This is a genomic window from Aliiglaciecola sp. NS0011-25, assembly GCF_040370605.1.
Classification (GTDB): domain Bacteria; phylum Pseudomonadota; class Gammaproteobacteria; order Enterobacterales; family Alteromonadaceae; genus Aliiglaciecola; species Aliiglaciecola lipolytica_A.
In genome coordinates this window covers 74,385-91,699 of record NZ_BAABWR010000021.1, presented here as the reverse complement: position 1 = coordinate 91,699, position 17,315 = coordinate 74,385, and the positions used below count along the sequence as shown (strand labels likewise).

Here is a 17,315-nt window from a genome sequence, read left to right as displayed (position 1 = left end):
GATTAAAGGGACTTAATAATTTGGATGTCTTAATCGGCATTAGGCACTTTATTTTGGGTGTCTTAATAGACACTTCTTAATAGTTACTTGAGGTTGGGGCATTGACGCAATTTTGATGCTTCAAACTGCCAATAAATCGATAAAGTAATACGTCACTCTTGCATATTAGCAAAGGGTTAATGCACGTGTTTTCACTGTGTTACCCATTAAAGTCGCTATGTCAAAAATGGACTATACTTAATTTCCCTTAATATGAGATTTTTAACGATATTAGTTGTCATTGCACTTAACCCAACTAGTTGCTTTCGTTTATTTAAATTCAGGATCGAAAATATTATCTAAATTAAAAAGGAGATAGAGATGCAACGACGGGAATTTTTGAATAGTTTAGGTTTTGGGATTGGAGCGAGTATGTTGGCCCCTGGAGCTGTGCTAGCACATTCTTCAAGCACTGGTATGGGTGTTTCAACAGTTCGAACCGGTGATTGGCGTGCATTGCGAAAATTGTTTCCACTGACTCACGACTACATACAGTTATCGACTTTTTTGTTGGCTTCGCACCCAAAGCCTGTAGCTGATGCTATCGAAAAACATCGACGAGCTTTTGATGAAAACCCTTCTGATTACTGGCACGAAAACTTCCTAACTATCGATAGTGAAATTTCAAATAGTGCGGCTCAATATATGGGCGGTAAAGGGGAGAATATCGCCCTAACCGACAGTACCACTATGGGGCTTGCCATGGTTTACAGTGGATTAAAGTTACAAGCCGGTGAAGAAATTTTGCAAACAGTTCATGATCATTATTCAACGGATATGTCATTGGTTCATAGGGCAAATCGAAGCGGTATTAAAATCCAGCGTATTGCTCTTTATGATAATCCAGCAAAAGTGAATGTTAAGGAAGTTGTTGCCCGCTTAAAAGAAGCAATAAATGTTAACACCCGAGTTTTTGCCGCCACATGGGTTCATTCGTCGACCGGCGTTAAACTCCCTATACGAGAAATGGCCGATGAGATTGCTCGAATTAATAAAACGCGTAAGTCAGCTCAACAAATCTTATTTTGTGTGGATGGAGTTCATGGATTTGGGATTGAAAATCAAGATGTGAGCGAACTTGGCTGTGATTTTTTCATTGCTGGTACGCATAAATGGATTTTTGGTCCTAGAGGAACTGGTGTTATTTGGGGAAACGATAAAGCTTGGAATCAGGCTGAAGCGGTTATTCCTAGCTTTAGTGCATCGTACGATGTTTGGATGGGATTGGTGAAACCACGAAATGTGCCAGTGGGCGAACACATGTCACCGGGTGGTTTCCACTCGTTTGAGCACCGCTGGGCGTTACCCGAGGCCTTTAAATTGCATTTGCAATTAGGCAAAGAAAATGTACAAAACCGCATCCATCAATTAAACCAGCAAACCAAAGTCGGACTAGCAAAAATGCCTCATGTTACCTTGTATACACCTGAGAGTAGCGCGCTTTCATCGGGTTTAGTCTGCTTTGACGTAGATGGAATAGATCCTGAAACAGTAGTAAAAAGAATGCATAAAAAAGGCATAATCATGAGTAGTACTCCTTATCGGAAAAGCTACGCCCGATTTGCACCTTCATTACTTAATAATGAACAAGAAATTGAAACAGCCTTAGCTGAAATTAGTGCTATGGGATGAAAAACTTCTTTTAAAAATAAAGAAAAAATAAAGAAGACACCCATCTTTAGTAATTTTTATTACGCAGTAGATTTATATAAAAATTAACAAAGTGCTTTACCTCTATATCACCTCTGAAGGCGCTTTATTTTCAAAGTGTACATATTGTTTTTTATTTTGGTAATAATGGGTGTCTTAATAAGTACTATCCAAATAGTCCTGCAAGGTGGGCAGTTCTTGCTGCCAATAATATGCGTTAAATCTGATATATATCTAAATAAAGACATAGCAATTCAAAAACCTCCGAAAACTTTAAATTCAAACCCCAAATTAACAATATTCACATGATTCTACCGTTCTGAATAAACCAGAAAATGAGGACTTATTACTATGGGTGTCATAGTAAGAAAATATTAAATTCAAACCCCAAATTAGCAACATTCACATTATTCTACCGTTCTGAATAAACCAGCGAATGAGGGCTTATTACTATGGGTGTCTCAGTAAGAAAATGATGGGTGTCATGGTAAAAGAATGGGTGTCTCAAAAATTAGGTGTCTCAAAAATTAGTGACATTTGTCATCGTGAATGAATGACAAAACACACTGACCTAATTTTTGCGATAGGGATAAAGTTAAACCTCAAACAAATTTGGGGAACAACAATGAAAATAACGAAAATTTTGGCTTTATCACTATGTTTAATTAGCTCAGTTAGTTCAGGCTATGTCAGCGCACAAAGCAGCAAACCGTCAGTTAAAATTACTCATCAATATGAAGCATTTAATGCAGTGGTATCCGGAGCGGGTAAGCCTATCATTTTGATTCCTGGGGTCTCTTCTTCCGCTGCTGTATGGACAGATACCATTGAGCACTTTTCTGATCGTTATCAACTTCATGCCCTTACTTTAGCTGGATTTTCCGGGGTAAAAGCCGCCGCACCAGAAACCGTTGGCGCTAACTATCTTGAATTTCAAAAGAATGCGATTTTAGACTATATCCGCACAAATAAATTAGAAGACGTTGTGATTGTCGGTCACTCTCTTGGCGGAACTTTAGCTTTGTGGTTGGCAACAGAAAAACATCCTCAAATATCAGCAATTGTGAATGTTGATGGACTACCAGCACTTGGGGCTTTATTTGCTAATCAGCAAGCACCAAGTGGCGAAACACCACGTTCATTTGATCCTAAAATCATGGTCAAATCGATGGCGAATAATGAAGCTTGGCACTCACAAATGCTAAATGAGATGATGACTTCAGACCCAATGACATCGGGACGGGCATTCGGTGAATTGATGCAATTAGATCTCAGAGATAAGCTCAATGAAATAGAACGCCCCGTGCTTACAATTGGCGCACCGGCACAAGCAGCGCCTTATGTAAGTTATGCTGCTACAAAAAACAATTACGTCACGCAACTGGCTAATATTCCGGAAGAATTTAAGCACATGGCCTATGCCCCAACCGCTAAGCACTTCGTGATGGCTGACGAACCTGAGTGGATGCTCAGTCAAATTGAGTTGTTTCTTAAATCGAATTTATGATTTTAACCCGCAACACCAACACACTAAGTTAAGTCCTTAGTGTGTTGTTTTGAATTGTAAATCACTTCACTTACGAGGCGCTCGTGCTCAAATCAACAAGTTTTCTGTGCATTTCGAGACCGATAAAAAGTATGTTATGTTTATTCTCACAGCGCTCTTTTTAGGTGTTATTGATAAACCATCGGGTGTAGGCATATAGCGCAACCAAGTAAATTAGATATCAACACCTAAAAAAGTAGGCTCAAGGGAAGTTACAATATTTATAAGGAGATTCGATGAAACATATTTTTTGTGCTGTACTCATTATTATTGTTAGCGGCTGCGCAAGCATAAAAAGAGATTATGTATTTGATGGCTCAACAATTGAATCAACGAAGCAGGGAATTTTGTACGTAAGCAAACGTCTAAAACGTGCAGAGGAAGTTGAGTTTCTAATGGCTTTGATGGCGATACAGTTTTCAGATGTCAAAAGTTTTTATGACATAGAGGGAGACCCTACAATGACTAACGAAATCAACTATTTCATTATTGGTAAAAAAATTGACGGGTTAAATTACAACGAAGTATTAGAGTTGGCAAAATCCTCACCAACAAAAGTTAGGCTGTTTTCAAAATAACTATAATAAGGCAAAACATTGGTTGCCTCCGCCGCTTAGATACCAATCTTTTTGTGTTTTAAAACATTAGGTGCTCAAGGGAAAATGGAATTTTCGATAGATTCATCAGTTTCAGCTAACTCGCTCAGGTTCACTCATCCTGAGCATGATTATTTTATCGTCCATTCATCTGGAGTTGCTTGTGCATCCGTTCGCGTTTGCACATATACAGATGAAAAGGGGCTGCTAAATTTTTTAAATGAGTTGGCTGCATTTAACAAACCATGGAAATCAGCTCGTAAATGGGAGTCCATAGAAAGTCAGTTTAGTCTCTCTGCAATTTGCTCATCTGTTGGAGAGGTTTGTTTTTCTTTCCAGCTAAAAGATATGCTTGGACATCCAGAAGAGTGGCAATTAAGGTCAAGTATCTTAGTTGATTTCGGACAATTGCCACATTTAGCGACCCAAGCTGATCGTTTTTTCAATCATGTTCCGACTGAATAAAAGTATCAAATATGCTTTGCTTATCAGCGGGAAACGCATGCGGTTTTACCCGTCATTGTGAGGGTTAGGGGTAGCATGAAATATCTTTTTCCATTAGCAACAACTCTACCATTTCCTGCATTTGCCGAAGTTTCGGATAAAATGCCAAGTCTTATAGAGATACTTTTCACTGGCGTTGGAATTTTTATAGTCGCTATTGCAGTTAGTTTTATTCGATGGTGGCTGAGTGCAATATTCATTTTTGTTGGTGCTTTGTACTCGATAGGTCTTATATCCTTGTGGCAAGATATACAAATGCGCAATGCCTTACTTGATGAGCAAGGTTGGTACTATTTTGCTGTTTTAGGTATAGAACAATTTTTAATTTATGCAGGTGGATTAGGTGGTATTTATTTTGGGCATAAAGGCAAAACCAATAAACTTGTTCCCTAGGCCTAATATTGGCGGCATGCAGCCTATTTCCAATAAATACTGCCAGCAAGCTTATCTTAAAATTGTGGGGCCCTATGTGGCAAAGATATAATGAAGTCTGAGAAACCAACCATCATGGGAATGGCAGAGTTTTCACCTTCTGCAAAATGTCCAAAATGTCAGTTAATTATGTATCTTGGGAATAGGTGTCCTCACTGTGAACATTTGTTAAGTCATGCTGAGCAAAAAGCACAAAAAGAGTTTTGGATAAAAGTAAGAAATCGCGGTTATAAAAAAGGTTTTATTTTCTTTACTCTATTTTTTCTGATTTTTTGCTTAGTTTATAATTTTTAAACCAAAAGACATTACTCTTTTTGCTTCTACTATTTGTTTCGGCAATTTATTAAATCTTGAGATGATTTTGAAAACAACGTTTCTTATCTCTATATTATTTTTACTCTTGACGAGTATAGTGAATACTACCCTTGTACCGTCGATACTTATCCAATTTATCCAATTATTAAAGTCAAAACGTCAAGCAAGCTTTGGATGTATCTCATCCTGCGGTATCTATGCTTCATGAAAGTACCCAAATTATTGTTTCTGTTTCATATGTAATTGAAATTGCGACTAAAAATCCTAATCTCCACATTCCATACATCGACGAAACGTTTATTTTAAAACCCAATTGCGAGGTGTCGGTTCGCCATTAACAAACATAGGGTTTTTACAAAAAGATTTGGCAGAACTTGACGACAAGGAACTCCAGATTGCGATAAACCTTTATGGGGTGATTTATTATGCTTTCCAGGAGACTTTATTCATTATCTAAAGCGATAGTTATAATGAATGATGAAATAATCTCCAAAAGTACAGTTACGTTACAAATAGGTGTAGAACCTCAACCTAAGGACGATTATAGTAAAGTGCATAAACTTAAATTCATCAGTAATGGAATACTTGTATATGAGTTGTGTTGGTTGGATAAATAGGTCATCTAACAATTGCATCGGCTTGCACCCGTCACTTCGTTCAGTCTTATAGCTAGCATGTATTAGTCTACACTTAGTGATTTTGTGACAAGTCTTTAGCAGTCCTGCATAAATTGACGTCAGCGCAGACACACTAACTATCAGTATCAATTTCTAAGGCCGAGCTATGTCAGTCGGCCAATTTGAGAGCGATCTTCATAGAAAATTATACTTTCTCGCAAACGAATTGAAATTTAAGCCTTTTAACAACGAATTACTTTGGAGGCAAGCGGTCTTGGAGAGCACTATATATACCGAAATAAATCGGCAAAACCTGATCGGTAGTCTTTGGATGGTTGCGGCTATGGGCGCATTCGCTATTGAGGACGCATTTGTTAAAGTGGCGACCAAAACGCTTCCAATTGGCGAGGTGCTTATCCTGTTCGGTCTGGGTGGCATGTTGATTTATATGGGGATGCTATACGTTAAACGTGAGCCTCTTTTTATCCCAGACGTTTTATCGCGCTCAATGTTAATACGCGTAGGCTTCGAGATAACCGGACGTATTTTTTACGTACTTGCCATCGTTTTAATTCCACTATCTACGGCTACGGTAATCTTACAAGCAACACCTCTTGTTGTGGTTGCCGGTGCTGCAATGATCTTTGGTGAAAAAGTGGGGTGGCACCGTTGGTTAGCCATTGTTATGGGGCTTCTAGGGGTGATAATAATCGTTCAACCCGGTACTGATGGATTCTCTGAGTTATCTTTGCTTGCGATAATCGGAATGATCGGTTTTGCTGGTCGTGATCTCGCTAGTAGGGCTGCCCCTGTGACTATTGGAACATCACTGCTTGGTTTCTATGGATTCTTGTCGGTAGCCGTGTCTGGGTTGCTATACTCCGTTTGGGCCGATGCACCTTTTGTTGTTCCTCAAAGCGAAGCATCACTGGCTCTTGTGGGCTGCATCGTGGTCGGTGCGCTAGCTTATTCTTGTTTGATGAAAGCCATGAAAACAGGGGAAGTATCCGCTGTGACCCCTTTTAGGTACGTCCGACTTCTGTTTGGTATAGCCATGGGCATTTTGCTGTTTGGTGAAGTACTGACACCTGCGATACTGCTCGGCTCGATTTTAATTGTTATGTCCGGTCTTTTTATTATCTGGCGAGGTAAGCGTCGCACACTCGCTATCCACGAAAGCAATTAACCCTGGTGTGCAACCGCTATTCGCGATGCGCTGTGGTAAAGATAATTTCAATATTGGATAACGTTATAGTATTCCAGATGATTTAAACTCATGGGCTAACGACAAATAATATGATGCATAACAAGGACATTCTGTTGATTTCTTTCGCGCGTTGGGACGCATATTCTTGGGCTGATTATGACTAAAGATCAATATGTAAGTCCTGAAAATTGCCCGTTATGTAATAAACCGAATTATTGCGCTAATTTATCAAATAGCAATAAGCCCTGTTGGTGCATGGAGGAGGATATTCGCTTTCCAGAAAAGCTATTCACCCAGCTGGTAGATGCTGCTATAAATAAAGCCTGTATCTGCAAAGCCTGTGCACTTAAGCATAAAGACGAGCACTAGCAAGACAAGTTGTATTTTGAAATCTCCGAATGTTGAAAAGCGACGAATTAACTGTTGTTAACAAAGTGAAAGTAATAAAGAGCCATATCGTGTTTGCAGAGAAAACTTGCTGGCAGCACTCATCCAGAAAGTCTAAAGTAAATTAAGCTTTGTAAGGCATGCTAACAGCTGCTTTTTATTACTGAGTACTGTGTTATCGAAAATAAGGAGGTATTGATGAGCAACAAACATAACGGCTCTTGTCTTTGCGGTAGCGTAAAGTATGAGCTTTGCGGTGAATTCCAGTCGTTCTTTTTATGTTATTGCAGCCGCTGTCAGAAGGATACAGGTTCTGCCCATGCAGCCAACCTGTTTGCTAAATCCAGCACGCTAACTTGGCTACAAGGTGAAAACGAAGTTGTCAGTTATCAACACCCAAATACATTACATCAGAAGAGTTTCTGTAAAATTTGTGGTTCGGCGGTCCCAACGATTAGTCAAGAAATTGATAGCATAGTCGTTCCTGCAGGTAGTCTTGATGGCCCTGTTGCAATTTTTCCTACCGCTAAAATATTTGTGGGTAGTTGCGCAAATTGGGTAACAAATTTGAGTAATGTTACGAGCTTCGAAGAATTGCCGGGGCAATCTGACAATTAAAGACATAACAATTTGCGTAGCTGTTACCTCACCATGTTAAGCAAGTTTAGGAAACTCTGCGTAAGTTTTAGCAAAAGCTTGCTTTGCTTCGAAGTACTTTTTGCGTAACTATAGCTTTGCATGCTAATAGATCGCGTTTTATATCTGGGAGACTTTAGTGAAAACTTCGTTTTTTTTACTTTTATTTGTGGCTTTATTTTCCAGCGCAACAGAGTTAAACATTGATATCAATAAAGGATTCTTAGGTGCAAAATGGCTTTCGTCTAAAGATAAGGTCATTGAAGTTTTAGGGGAGCCCAATGGTTCTTTTAGAATAAATAAACATAGGGAATTTTTGTTCTACGGTAAAAACATTGGACTTTTGATTTCTCGAAATCAATTGCGGGAAATTGTGATTGGGCAGATATTCTCCCATCATTACTACGACATGCCAGTGATTATGAATAATAAATTTAACGCTTCAGAGCTGACCATAAATAATGAAATATTTATCGAACAACCTTTCAAACAAGTTGAGAAAGCTTTGAATATTTCGTTAGGAAACCCAGGTTACAACGTTATAACGGGTACGGATGATGTCACTATTAAATTAAGTTTTAGTGGAACAAATTTTAATGGCATTGAGTCGTCCTTTAAATTGAATGAAATGAGAGTGACCTATCAATTGTGATATACCAAATCAATCAAGTGCAGCCAAACGGAAAATGGCGCATTGGGCCTGATTCGTGGTCACGTTTAGGCAATAAGTTTGTATCGATAAACCCAGTATTATGCTCAACAGAATTTACTTAAATGGCAGAACCAGACGCATTGAAAATCATGTCATTTGCTAGCCCGCAAGAACTCCGCCAGTGGCTACACTTGAAGCATGCAACTGAAAGTGAGTTGTGGGTAAATATATTCAAGAAAAACAGCGGAATTCAGAGTGTTACTTGGAACGATGTGGTCATGGAAATTTTATGTTGGGGTTGGATTGACGGTGTCAAAAAATCAATTGATGGGCAATCTTACCTTCAGCGAATCACGCCCAGAACCCCTCGAAGCAATTGGTCTAAAAGGAACACTGAGCATGTTGAACGACTGATAAACGAAGGTCGAATGATGGAACCTGGACTGGTCCATGTTCGTGCTGCCAAAGCAGATGGGCGTTGGGAGAATGCGTATGCGGCAAGTGAAATGGAAGTGCCGGAAGATTTTATAGCTGCACTAGAACATCAGCCTATCGCCAAAGCGTTTTTTGAAACCCTTAATAAATCAAATCGTTATGTTATCGCCTATGGCCTAACAAGTGCGAAGAAAGCCGAAACTAGACAAAGACGATTTCACAAATACATGACGATGCTTGCCCAGAAGGAAAAGCCTCTTTGAGTTGCATTGGGCAGCTGAAACAGACACAAAACAAATAACTGCGTTCGCTTCGCCGATGATTTTAAGCAACTATAATTAGCCGTTTAACATGGCTTTATACACTAAGGGAAAAGCTTTGAGTAAATTCGTAATCTTTGGTAATTCAGGCTCTGGTAAGTCAACTTTAGCAAAACAATTAGCGTTGAGTAATCATTTAGCCCATTTAGATCTTGATACCGTGGCGTGGAAACCTATTATGCCACCAGAGCGACTGCCTATTTTAGAATCCAGTAAATTGATAAATGAATTTTTAGTTGCGAATAGTGGTTGGGTTATTGAAGGTTGTTATTCGGATTTGCTAGCACTGGTAACTCAACAAGCGGATGAAGTGATTTTTCTCAATTTACCCGTCTCTGCTTGCATCGAAAATGCAAAAAAACGTCCATGGGAGCCGCATAAATATGAGTCCAAAGAAGCGCAAGATAAGAATTTAGAAATGCTAATCAATTGGATTTCGCAATATACTGTTCGTACAGATAGCTTTTCGAAAGCGGCCCATGAAAAGTTATTTACAGACTTCCAAGGGAAAAAAACAATGTATGTGTCGAACGACCAACGCCGCGAAAAGTAACAGCTAACACATTGCCTTTAATAAGATTCAACTATGGTTTTCATTTTGATTATGACAGTACTTTGATAATAACTCGCCTTGCTAAAAGTGCTTCATGAGGATATTTCCTTTGGCACAGAAGAGAGCGTCTCGCTATCTATTAATATTGCATTGCCAGAAGTTAGAACCGTAGATTCTCAACAGGTAATTACTTATGCCACGGTGGCTAAGTTGTGTTTTAGTACATGTTTTAACTATCCATAACTAAACTGTTTAGCGACGGGTCATATGCAAAAAGGATTTCAAATGCAAAGAAATAACTTACTCATTATTGCAGGCTGCTTAAGCTTTTTCGCAGCGCTGTTGCATCTTGCTTGTATCTTTGGCGGGCCTGATTGGTATCGTTTTTTTGGTGCAGGTGAAAGAATGGCCCAAATGGCAGCTGCGGGAGACACGTATCCCACAATTGCTACCTTAGTTATTGCTTCCATTCTTTTCGTTTGGGGGCTTTACGCTTTCTCTGGTGCTGGTTTAGTCTTTAAATTACCGCTTTTAAAAACATCCTTAGTGTTAATCACTGCTGTATATTTGATTCGTGGTATTGCTGGTTTGCTACTGCCTTTTGTGACATCAGATCCAGTGGTTCATCAAAACTCAATCGCTTTTTGGTTAGTTAGTTCAAGCGTTTGCTGTGTCTATGGTGTTTATTATTTGCTGGGTACAAAGCGATTGTGGCGGTAGTGCGTAGTTTTGTGCCGATTCTGCAATTCAGTGAATTAACGAATACTTTTTCGCTTTGTTATTAGCGTGCCGCTTTTTCAAATTTACTTCGCTTATATACATTCATATCAGATGAGTTCATCAACAGCTGTTCAAACAGATATTTAACAATAGTTGCACTTTTCTGCCAGTTTGGCTTAGTCTATCGGTTGATTTTTGTACAGTGCTATTGTGCTGCCAGTTATAGCTGAAAAATCGCGATAATGAGGTCAAGTGGCCGATTGTCAAATAAGTGCTGCGAACATCAGCCCTTAGCTTTGCTGCATTGGGCGCTAGTTTTAGCCTACTGGATTGTGAAGCAAATACGGATGTAAATACGTGAATAAGGAAAGTTGAAATATGACAATAAAAATAATTGGTGCTGGTATGGGCAGAACTGGTACTGCGTCGTTAAAAGTGGCACTTGAAACCTTGGGTCTTGGGCAGTGCTACCATATGACTGAAGTACTAAAGAATCCTAAAACTGCAACAGATTGGAGCAATGCGGCTGAAGGAAATGCCGACTGGGACAAAATTTTCAATGGATATACTGCAACCGTTGATAATCCGGGATGTAATTATTGGAAAGAACTTGCTGACTATTACCCTCAAGGGAAAGTTATCTTGACCGTTCGTGACGCAGACAAATGGTTTGAATCTACCAGTGAGACTATTCATTCGAGTGCCTTTGCCGGTTTCATTAAAAATAGTTCGTTTGGGGAAATGGTACAAAAAACGGTTTGGGATATCATGGAAAACCGTATGGATGATAGAAAATACATGATCGATTTTTTCAATAATCGCACAGCTGAAATTATTGACTATATTGCTCCAGAACGGTTGCTTGTATACAAGGTAAGTGAAGGCTGGGAACCACTTTGTAATTTCCTCGATATTCCAGTGCCAGACACTGAGTTTCCTCGTATAAACAGTCGAGATGAGACTAAACAGGTATTAGAAAATTTGCTTGCCAGCACTGGGGATGAAGAGGCAATGGTTGCGGCCGGCCATGCAGTGCATAAAGATTGATCTTGAAGTGACAAACAATTCCACCTACTTAATCTGCTAAAAACAGTAATAGGCTGTTATGTTACTTTTAGTAAATACAGGTAACCAATGTTTGAATGGTTACCTGATTATCTTAGTTTTGCCCTGCTATCACTCCGCCATCAACATCCCAAATTGCACCAGTAACCCAACTGGTTTCATCACTTTAGTAAAAAGTTAACTGTTTTGGCGATTGTTTAGTGCAAACATACATCAAGTTGCTTTACTGCTTATCCACTGCATTCGTCGCTGAACACTGCGCGATCACGACCTTCACTTTTAGCTATATAAAGGGCTTCATCTGCGCGCTGCAACCAAGTGTCTTCCGTGGAATCAGGTAGCCAAGACGCGACACCAAAGGACACTGTTATTTCTTTGCCATCTGGGGTTTTTAACGCATTCTTAATTGCCTGTCTGAGGTTGTTAATAAAGGTATGATGTTGATCATTTATTTGTGAAATTAGTAACACAAACTCTTCTCCGCCGAACCGATAAAGCCGATCATATTGACGAATGTGGGTTCTGGTAATAGCAACAAAACTTTTTAAAACTTCGTCGCCAACTGCATGACCGTATTTATCGTTCACCGTCTTGAAGTAATCTAAATCTAGGATCACCAATAATGGCTTGGCACCAGTGCGCTCTGAATTTGAAATGGCTGCTTTTATATCTGCGCTCATGGCTCTGCGATTAAATGCACCGGTTAGCGCATCAACCGTATTCAGGGTTTCGAGTAAACGAAATTGTTTTGCACTATGACTGGCATACACAAAGGTACTTAGTGACAGCATCAAAATGGTGACAATATAAGAGTCGAGTGAAACAGTGGCTAAAATGTCAGATAGTGCCACGATAGACGCGCCTGCAACTAAATTAACGCCAAAGGCTTCAACAGGTTTTAGCAGCATAAACGTACTTGCGAACACAGGGTAAACCCATAAAAAGCTATCAATCCCATTTGCTCTCACAATGGCTACAACTCCGGCATTAATAAATACGGCTAACACCGCGCTTACCATGCGGATTTTTTTAGAGTAAAACGCATAGGCAACAAAGGCGATCATACCCAGTACCAGAGCCATATCTATGACTGCAGCGGTAACATTGCCTTCAAAATAACGAATCACCGCAAATGGAAAAACCCCCAATATTGCTACAGTAGCCAGTAACAACAATAATGACAGTTGATATTTTTGCTGTAGCTGATTAATCATAAGCTTACTCGCAGTAAAACCACAGATTATGCCTATCAGTTTGCTGGGTTTACAAGCATGAAAATTTTAATATTTGTTATTTTGGATATAATCAACCTAGTTTGATTTTAAAAGAAATCGTGAGTGGGGTAAGGGTTAAAATTCTTGCTGGGAAAGTATCAGTTATTATATCTCGAGCAATTTAATCGGACTGAAAAGAGCGCCCGACACCCTCGGCATTAAGATATTTACCCTCGCTAATTGATCTATCCAACTAATTTTTCGTCGCATTTTTACAATTAACAAAGCTTCATCCCAAATGTCCCGTTTTCACATAAATTAATGCACCGTCTTGTTTAGTAAATGGAGTATGGCGGCTTAAGTGAGGGCTTCGCATCCAAGAGCCTTTAGGATAGCTGCCATGTTCGTCATGGAAGGTGCCGTCTAAAACGAAAATTTCTTCACCTCCCCAATGTTGATGACTGTTAAATTGGGTATTCGGTGCCCACTTAACTAAAGCAACTTGTTCAGTTCCAAATTGATGTAAAGGCATGACAGTCAGTCCATCGACAAGCCCTTGATGCCATGGTTGGTAAGGAGTATGAATCACCTTTTGTGCGTCATCGGTTTGCTCAAATTGATGCAGTTTGACAAAGATAACTGCGCCTTCTTTTCCAATTTTAGGTGTATGTGAGGTTCCTATCGGGTTACGCACATATGAGCCTTGGGGATAATCTTGATGTTCATCTGCAAAAACGCCGTCGAGCACAAAAAACTCTTCTCCACCAGAGTGAGTGTGTGCTGAAAACTCACTAAATGGAGAATACCTTACAATAGAGGTGGCCCTAGCCACCTCATCGCCAATTCGGTCTAACATCATACGCTCGACACCTCGCATCGGCGATTCAACCCATTGATAATCTTGCGGACGAATCACAATACGTTGTTCAAAATCTGCGTTAATACGAGTCGTCATATTGACTTCCTACTTTGGCTCTCAGTTTATTTTCTGTCGATGTTTAGATTGCTATCTACACCCTCAATAGCAACTATCTAACTCAGGCTAATGGTTGAAACAACTCAGCTAAAGGCGAGATTATACAAGTTCTTGTTGAATGTGTGTGATTTGCTTTAATGGATTTGCGCTGTCGCTGTGGATTTCGGCGTTACTGAAGTCCACAGATAACGTCAATAACGGCTATCTCAGTAACCCCGGTAATCGCCAGTTATTTCGTGGTTTTCATGTTCGATGAAATAATTTCGACAACACTATTAATAGCTCGGATTCTGCCGCTACTACTAGTCACAATTTACTTCTGGCGGAACTGATTGGATTTAATGCTGTTATTGATAAACGCTAGATTGGTCGTTAAAGCTTTAATTTGGAGGGCGCTAGCCACTTGTTTGATTTAAGAGTCATTCTCTCACTTTTAAGTGTCTTACTGCTTTGGAGCTGTACGGTTGCACAAACCACTGCATCGCCAGTTATTGACGTTCATCTTCACGCTGCTCCCAGCAGTACTGCATCGCGATGGTATTCACTTACAACAAACGAGACAGCCGATGCGGCTCAAACGCGCTACCTGCTCGATACCTTGAATGTTCATTCCATCGTTCGAGCCGTTATCGGCGGTTCTCCTGCTGACGTTGAGCGAATTCGTAGTGCTGACCCTACTCGTTTGATAGGCAGTGTGGCATTTCCTTGTTCAGATGGGGTAGATCCAAATCTATCCCCTTGTTTTGAAAATGGTGGCGATTGGCCGGATCTAGATTGGCTGCGTCAAGAGGCTGAGGCGGGCAGAATCGGCGCAATTGGAGAGCTGTATAACGTGTATGCAGGCATTGCCCCGAATGATATTCGGATGTGGCCATATTATGCTCTTGCGGCTAAATATAATCTGATGGTACTGGTGCACGCCGATGCAGGACCACCTCCGGAAGGCCGTGTTGCCGGATGTTGCGCGGACTTTGATGAAAGCTTAGCGTTTCCAGCACTTTACGAGCCAATTCTTGCTCGGCACCCTCAACTTCGTTTAGTTCTGTATCACGTATTTCGCCCTGATTTTGTTCAGCAGGCGTTGGCGTTGTTAGATAAGTACCCAAATGTGATGGTAGAGACATCGCCAATGACCTTGGTTCCCACTCCTCTAATTCATAGCGCCATCAAAACCTTTGTTCAAGCAGGCCATGAAGACAGGATCGTTTTTGGTTCTGATTATTGGGGCGCGATTTCGGGGAGTATTGAGGTGATTGAGTCCGCTCCTTTTTTGTCTGAAAAGCAGAAACGCGCGATTCTTCACGACAACGCTGCTAGATTCTTGTCTATCGACAAAAAGCACTAAGGCTTGGATCAAACCGCTTACGCTGAGATGCTGCTGAACTATCTAACAAAGGTTCAAATCAACGATAAAATCTGTCATTCCTATTACTTTGGTAAAGGCTGCACTCGTTAAGTATGCAACTTAGGATAGAGTTAGGGTGTAAACTTAGTAATCAATAATTAAGCTGAAATACTGACATTCTAGAAAGTGGAAGTTAAGCAATGAAGACTGCAATTGTGATAGGGGCTACAGGATTAGTCGGAAAAAATTTGGTTGACCGATTAGCGGCAGATAAGCGCGTTGAACGGGTTGTTGCTGTTACGCGGCGTCCCATTGAATATCAATCTAACAAAATTGTTAATCAAGTCGTCAACTTTGACGAGCTAGAAAAATACGCTGATGTTTTTACCGGTGATGTTCTGTTTTCATGTCTTGGTACAACCGCGAAGCAAGCCGGTTCTGTCCAGGAACAACGGAAAGTTGATTTTGAATATCAGTATCAAGCCGCAAAAATATCCGCTGAAAATGGTGTCAGTCACTATATTCTTGTTTCATCTAGTGGTGCTAACGGGAAAAGCATCAGTCCTTATCTAAAGATGAAAGGTGAACTAGAAGACGCTGTTTGGTTATTACCTTTCAAACGAGTAAGTATATTGCAACCGTCACTGCTCATTGGCGAGCGAGAAAGTTTTCGTTTAGGTGAAACCTTGGCAAGTTGGATTCTTCCCCCTTTATGCATGCTGCCATTCTTTAAACGGTATCGTCCCATTTCTGGTGATGAGGTGGCTAAAAAAATGCTTTCAATTAGTCTGTCTTCAGGAAATGCTAAACAGATATATCGACTTGATGCGCTTTTTAGTTGATTATTTAGACGCAACTAACGCTCAAACAAGTCACACTCTATAGAAAGAGTAATCCGTCATAAATCTGGAGAGCATAATGAAAGTTATTTTATTACTGATCGTGTTTTTAAGTGGTTGTGTCGCGACTCCCCAAAAAACCGAAGCAAAGGTTGAACCTGCCATGCAATTGGGGAACTTTTCTGTCAGTCTTGCTGTTAAAGATATAGCGGTATCCCGAGCGTTTTACGAAAAACTAGGGTTCACAGTGCGTGGTGGGGATCAAGCGCAAAACTGGCTGGTCCTTCAGAATGAAAGCACAATCATCGGTTTATTTCAGGACATGTTCGAACAGAATATTCTAACTTTTAATCCCGGTTGGGATAATGATGGAAAGCAATTACCAGAATACAAAGATGTTCGTGAGTTACAAAAAATTATCAAAGCAAAGGGCATTAAATTGCTTACAGAAGCTGACGAATCAACATCTGGGCCAGCCTATTTTATGCTAGAAGATCCGGATGGAAATCAAATTCTTATAGATCAGCATGTGCCGGCATTAGACTAAAAATTGGATTTAACACTTACCTACATGTCACTTCATTTAGTATTGAGGTGTGTCAGTTAAAAGTTTTGTTTGATGCGCAGTATGTTCAGGAGCTACAGATCCCTTGTTAAATTTTGCAGAAAAAAATGAGTATTGGTCTGATAAATTTAAAGATTTAGATTTATCAGATGAAGAAATATGCTCGAAAGAGTTTGAAGGCTGTACCTTTGACCGTTGTAACTTCAGCAACACCGCTTTTGTTAGGTGCGTTTTTACAGATTGTGAGTTTACTGATTGTAATTTAAGTAATAGCAAAATTGAATACAGTCAATTTTCAGATGTTTATTTTCGAGATTCAAAATTAATCGGTATTGATTGGACTAAAGCGGCTTGGTCAGAGTTAATATATAACTCGCCAATTAAGTTCTACAAATCGATTCTTAACGATAGTTCGTTTTACGGACTCTGTTTACAAGATTTAGTGCTGCAGGAGTGCAAGGCGCTTAACGTCGACTTTCGAGAAGGTGATCTTAGTCATTCAAACTTTACCTATACCGAACTGCAAGGCAGCTTTTTTGATAATACAAACTTGTCGGGTGTAGATTTTTCAGAAGCCACTGACTACAACGTTGATATTCACCGCAACAAACTGAAAAACGCCAAATTTAGTCGCTTTGAGGCGGTAAGGCTGTTGGAAAGCCTGGATATCCAATTGGTTGATTGAATAAACGTTTTCAAAAT

Annotated in this window: 20 protein-coding genes; 18 read left to right on the top strand and 2 right to left on the bottom strand. The window is 40.0% G+C overall.

The features are described from left to right. The first annotated feature begins 360 nt into the window (after positions 1-360). The 14 genes from ABWV72_RS17265 to ABWV72_RS17200 all read left to right on the top strand — a co-directional run bounded on the left by ABWV72_RS17265 (position 361) and on the right by ABWV72_RS17200 (position 11,656). Positions 361-1,671 carry an aminotransferase class V-fold PLP-dependent enzyme gene (locus ABWV72_RS17265; protein ID WP_353372003.1) on the top strand — a complete coding sequence of 437 codons (1,311 nt, stop codon included), beginning with the start codon at positions 361-363 and terminating at the stop codon, positions 1,669-1,671. A 643-nt stretch (positions 1,672-2,314) separates the two neighbouring features. After that, entirely contained in the window at positions 2,315-3,196 is an 882-nt protein-coding gene (locus tag ABWV72_RS17260) for an alpha/beta fold hydrolase (protein WP_353372001.1), read from the top strand. 275 nt (positions 3,197-3,471) lie between these two features. Then, positions 3,472-3,813, top strand: coding sequence for a DUF6694 family lipoprotein (locus ABWV72_RS17255; protein ID WP_353371999.1), 342 nt, complete (start codon positions 3,472-3,474; stop codon positions 3,811-3,813). Positions 3,814-3,897: 84 nt separating this feature from the next. Next, positions 3,898-4,296 carry a DUF6228 family protein gene (locus tag ABWV72_RS17250; protein ID WP_353371997.1) on the top strand — a complete coding sequence of 133 codons (399 nt, stop codon included), beginning with the start codon at positions 3,898-3,900 and terminating at the stop codon, positions 4,294-4,296. A gap of 75 nt (positions 4,297-4,371) precedes the next feature. Next, entirely contained in the window at positions 4,372-4,728 is a 357-nt protein-coding gene (locus ABWV72_RS17245; protein ID WP_353371995.1) for a hypothetical protein, read from the top strand. Positions 4,729-4,818: 90 nt separating this feature from the next. After that, positions 4,819-5,061: a hypothetical protein gene (locus ABWV72_RS17240; RefSeq protein WP_216047673.1), complete on the top strand. Its 243-nt coding sequence runs from the start codon at positions 4,819-4,821 to the stop codon at positions 5,059-5,061. Between the two features lie 912 nt (positions 5,062-5,973). Then, positions 5,974-6,885, top strand: a complete 912-nt coding sequence (locus ABWV72_RS17235; RefSeq protein ID WP_353371993.1) for a DMT family transporter — start codon at positions 5,974-5,976, stop codon at positions 6,883-6,885. A gap of 177 nt (positions 6,886-7,062) precedes the next feature. Continuing rightward, positions 7,063-7,275 carry a cysteine-rich CWC family protein gene (locus ABWV72_RS17230; protein WP_216047675.1) on the top strand — a complete coding sequence of 71 codons (213 nt, stop codon included), beginning with the start codon at positions 7,063-7,065 and terminating at the stop codon, positions 7,273-7,275. 216 nt (positions 7,276-7,491) lie between these two features. Further along, positions 7,492-7,911: a GFA family protein gene (locus ABWV72_RS17225; RefSeq protein ID WP_353371990.1), complete on the top strand. Its 420-nt coding sequence runs from the start codon at positions 7,492-7,494 to the stop codon at positions 7,909-7,911. A gap of 157 nt (positions 7,912-8,068) precedes the next feature. Continuing rightward, positions 8,069-8,581 carry a hypothetical protein gene (locus ABWV72_RS17220; RefSeq protein ID WP_353371988.1) on the top strand — a complete coding sequence of 171 codons (513 nt, stop codon included), beginning with the start codon at positions 8,069-8,071 and terminating at the stop codon, positions 8,579-8,581. A gap of 122 nt (positions 8,582-8,703) precedes the next feature. Next, positions 8,704-9,279 carry a YdeI/OmpD-associated family protein gene (locus ABWV72_RS17215; protein WP_353371986.1) on the top strand — a complete coding sequence of 192 codons (576 nt, stop codon included), beginning with the start codon at positions 8,704-8,706 and terminating at the stop codon, positions 9,277-9,279. A gap of 115 nt (positions 9,280-9,394) precedes the next feature. Next, positions 9,395-9,889: an AAA family ATPase gene (locus ABWV72_RS17210; protein WP_353371984.1), complete on the top strand. Its 495-nt coding sequence runs from the start codon at positions 9,395-9,397 to the stop codon at positions 9,887-9,889. A gap of 285 nt (positions 9,890-10,174) precedes the next feature. Further along, positions 10,175-10,609, top strand: a complete 435-nt coding sequence (locus tag ABWV72_RS17205; protein ID WP_216047680.1) for a hypothetical protein — start codon at positions 10,175-10,177, stop codon at positions 10,607-10,609. Between the two features lie 378 nt (positions 10,610-10,987). Further along, positions 10,988-11,656, top strand: a complete 669-nt coding sequence (locus ABWV72_RS17200) for a sulfotransferase family protein (protein WP_353371982.1) — start codon at positions 10,988-10,990, stop codon at positions 11,654-11,656. Positions 11,657-11,904: 248 nt separating this feature from the next. Here the strand turns inward: ABWV72_RS17200 and ABWV72_RS17195 are convergent, their stop codons facing one another. Continuing rightward, on the bottom strand, positions 11,905-12,888 hold the full coding sequence (locus tag ABWV72_RS17195; RefSeq protein ID WP_303501647.1) for a GGDEF domain-containing protein: 984 nt from the start codon (positions 12,886-12,888) through the stop codon (positions 11,905-11,907). 289 nt (positions 12,889-13,177) lie between these two features. Then, positions 13,178-13,843 carry a cupin domain-containing protein gene (locus tag ABWV72_RS17190; RefSeq protein WP_353371979.1) on the bottom strand — a complete coding sequence of 222 codons (666 nt, stop codon included), beginning with the start codon at positions 13,841-13,843 and terminating at the stop codon, positions 13,178-13,180. A gap of 424 nt (positions 13,844-14,267) precedes the next feature. Between ABWV72_RS17190 and ABWV72_RS17185 the strand changes: the two genes are divergently transcribed. From ABWV72_RS17185 to ABWV72_RS17170, 4 genes are all read left to right on the top strand, one after another. Continuing rightward, the gene (locus tag ABWV72_RS17185) at positions 14,268-15,209 is read left to right on the top strand and encodes an amidohydrolase family protein (RefSeq protein ID WP_353371977.1); all 942 of its coding nucleotides are present in this window, start codon (positions 14,268-14,270) and stop codon (positions 15,207-15,209) included. Between the two features lie 200 nt (positions 15,210-15,409). After that, positions 15,410-16,051, top strand: coding sequence for an NAD(P)H-binding protein (locus ABWV72_RS17180; RefSeq protein ID WP_353371975.1), 642 nt, complete (start codon positions 15,410-15,412; stop codon positions 16,049-16,051). Positions 16,052-16,127: 76 nt separating this feature from the next. Further along, positions 16,128-16,595: a VOC family protein gene (locus tag ABWV72_RS17175; RefSeq protein WP_353371973.1), complete on the top strand. Its 468-nt coding sequence runs from the start codon at positions 16,128-16,130 to the stop codon at positions 16,593-16,595. A gap of 103 nt (positions 16,596-16,698) precedes the next feature. Further along, a complete protein-coding gene (locus ABWV72_RS17170) occupies positions 16,699-17,298 on the top strand; it encodes a pentapeptide repeat-containing protein (RefSeq protein WP_353371971.1) in 600 nt (199 codons plus the stop codon). Positions 17,299-17,315: the final 17 nt, after the last annotated feature.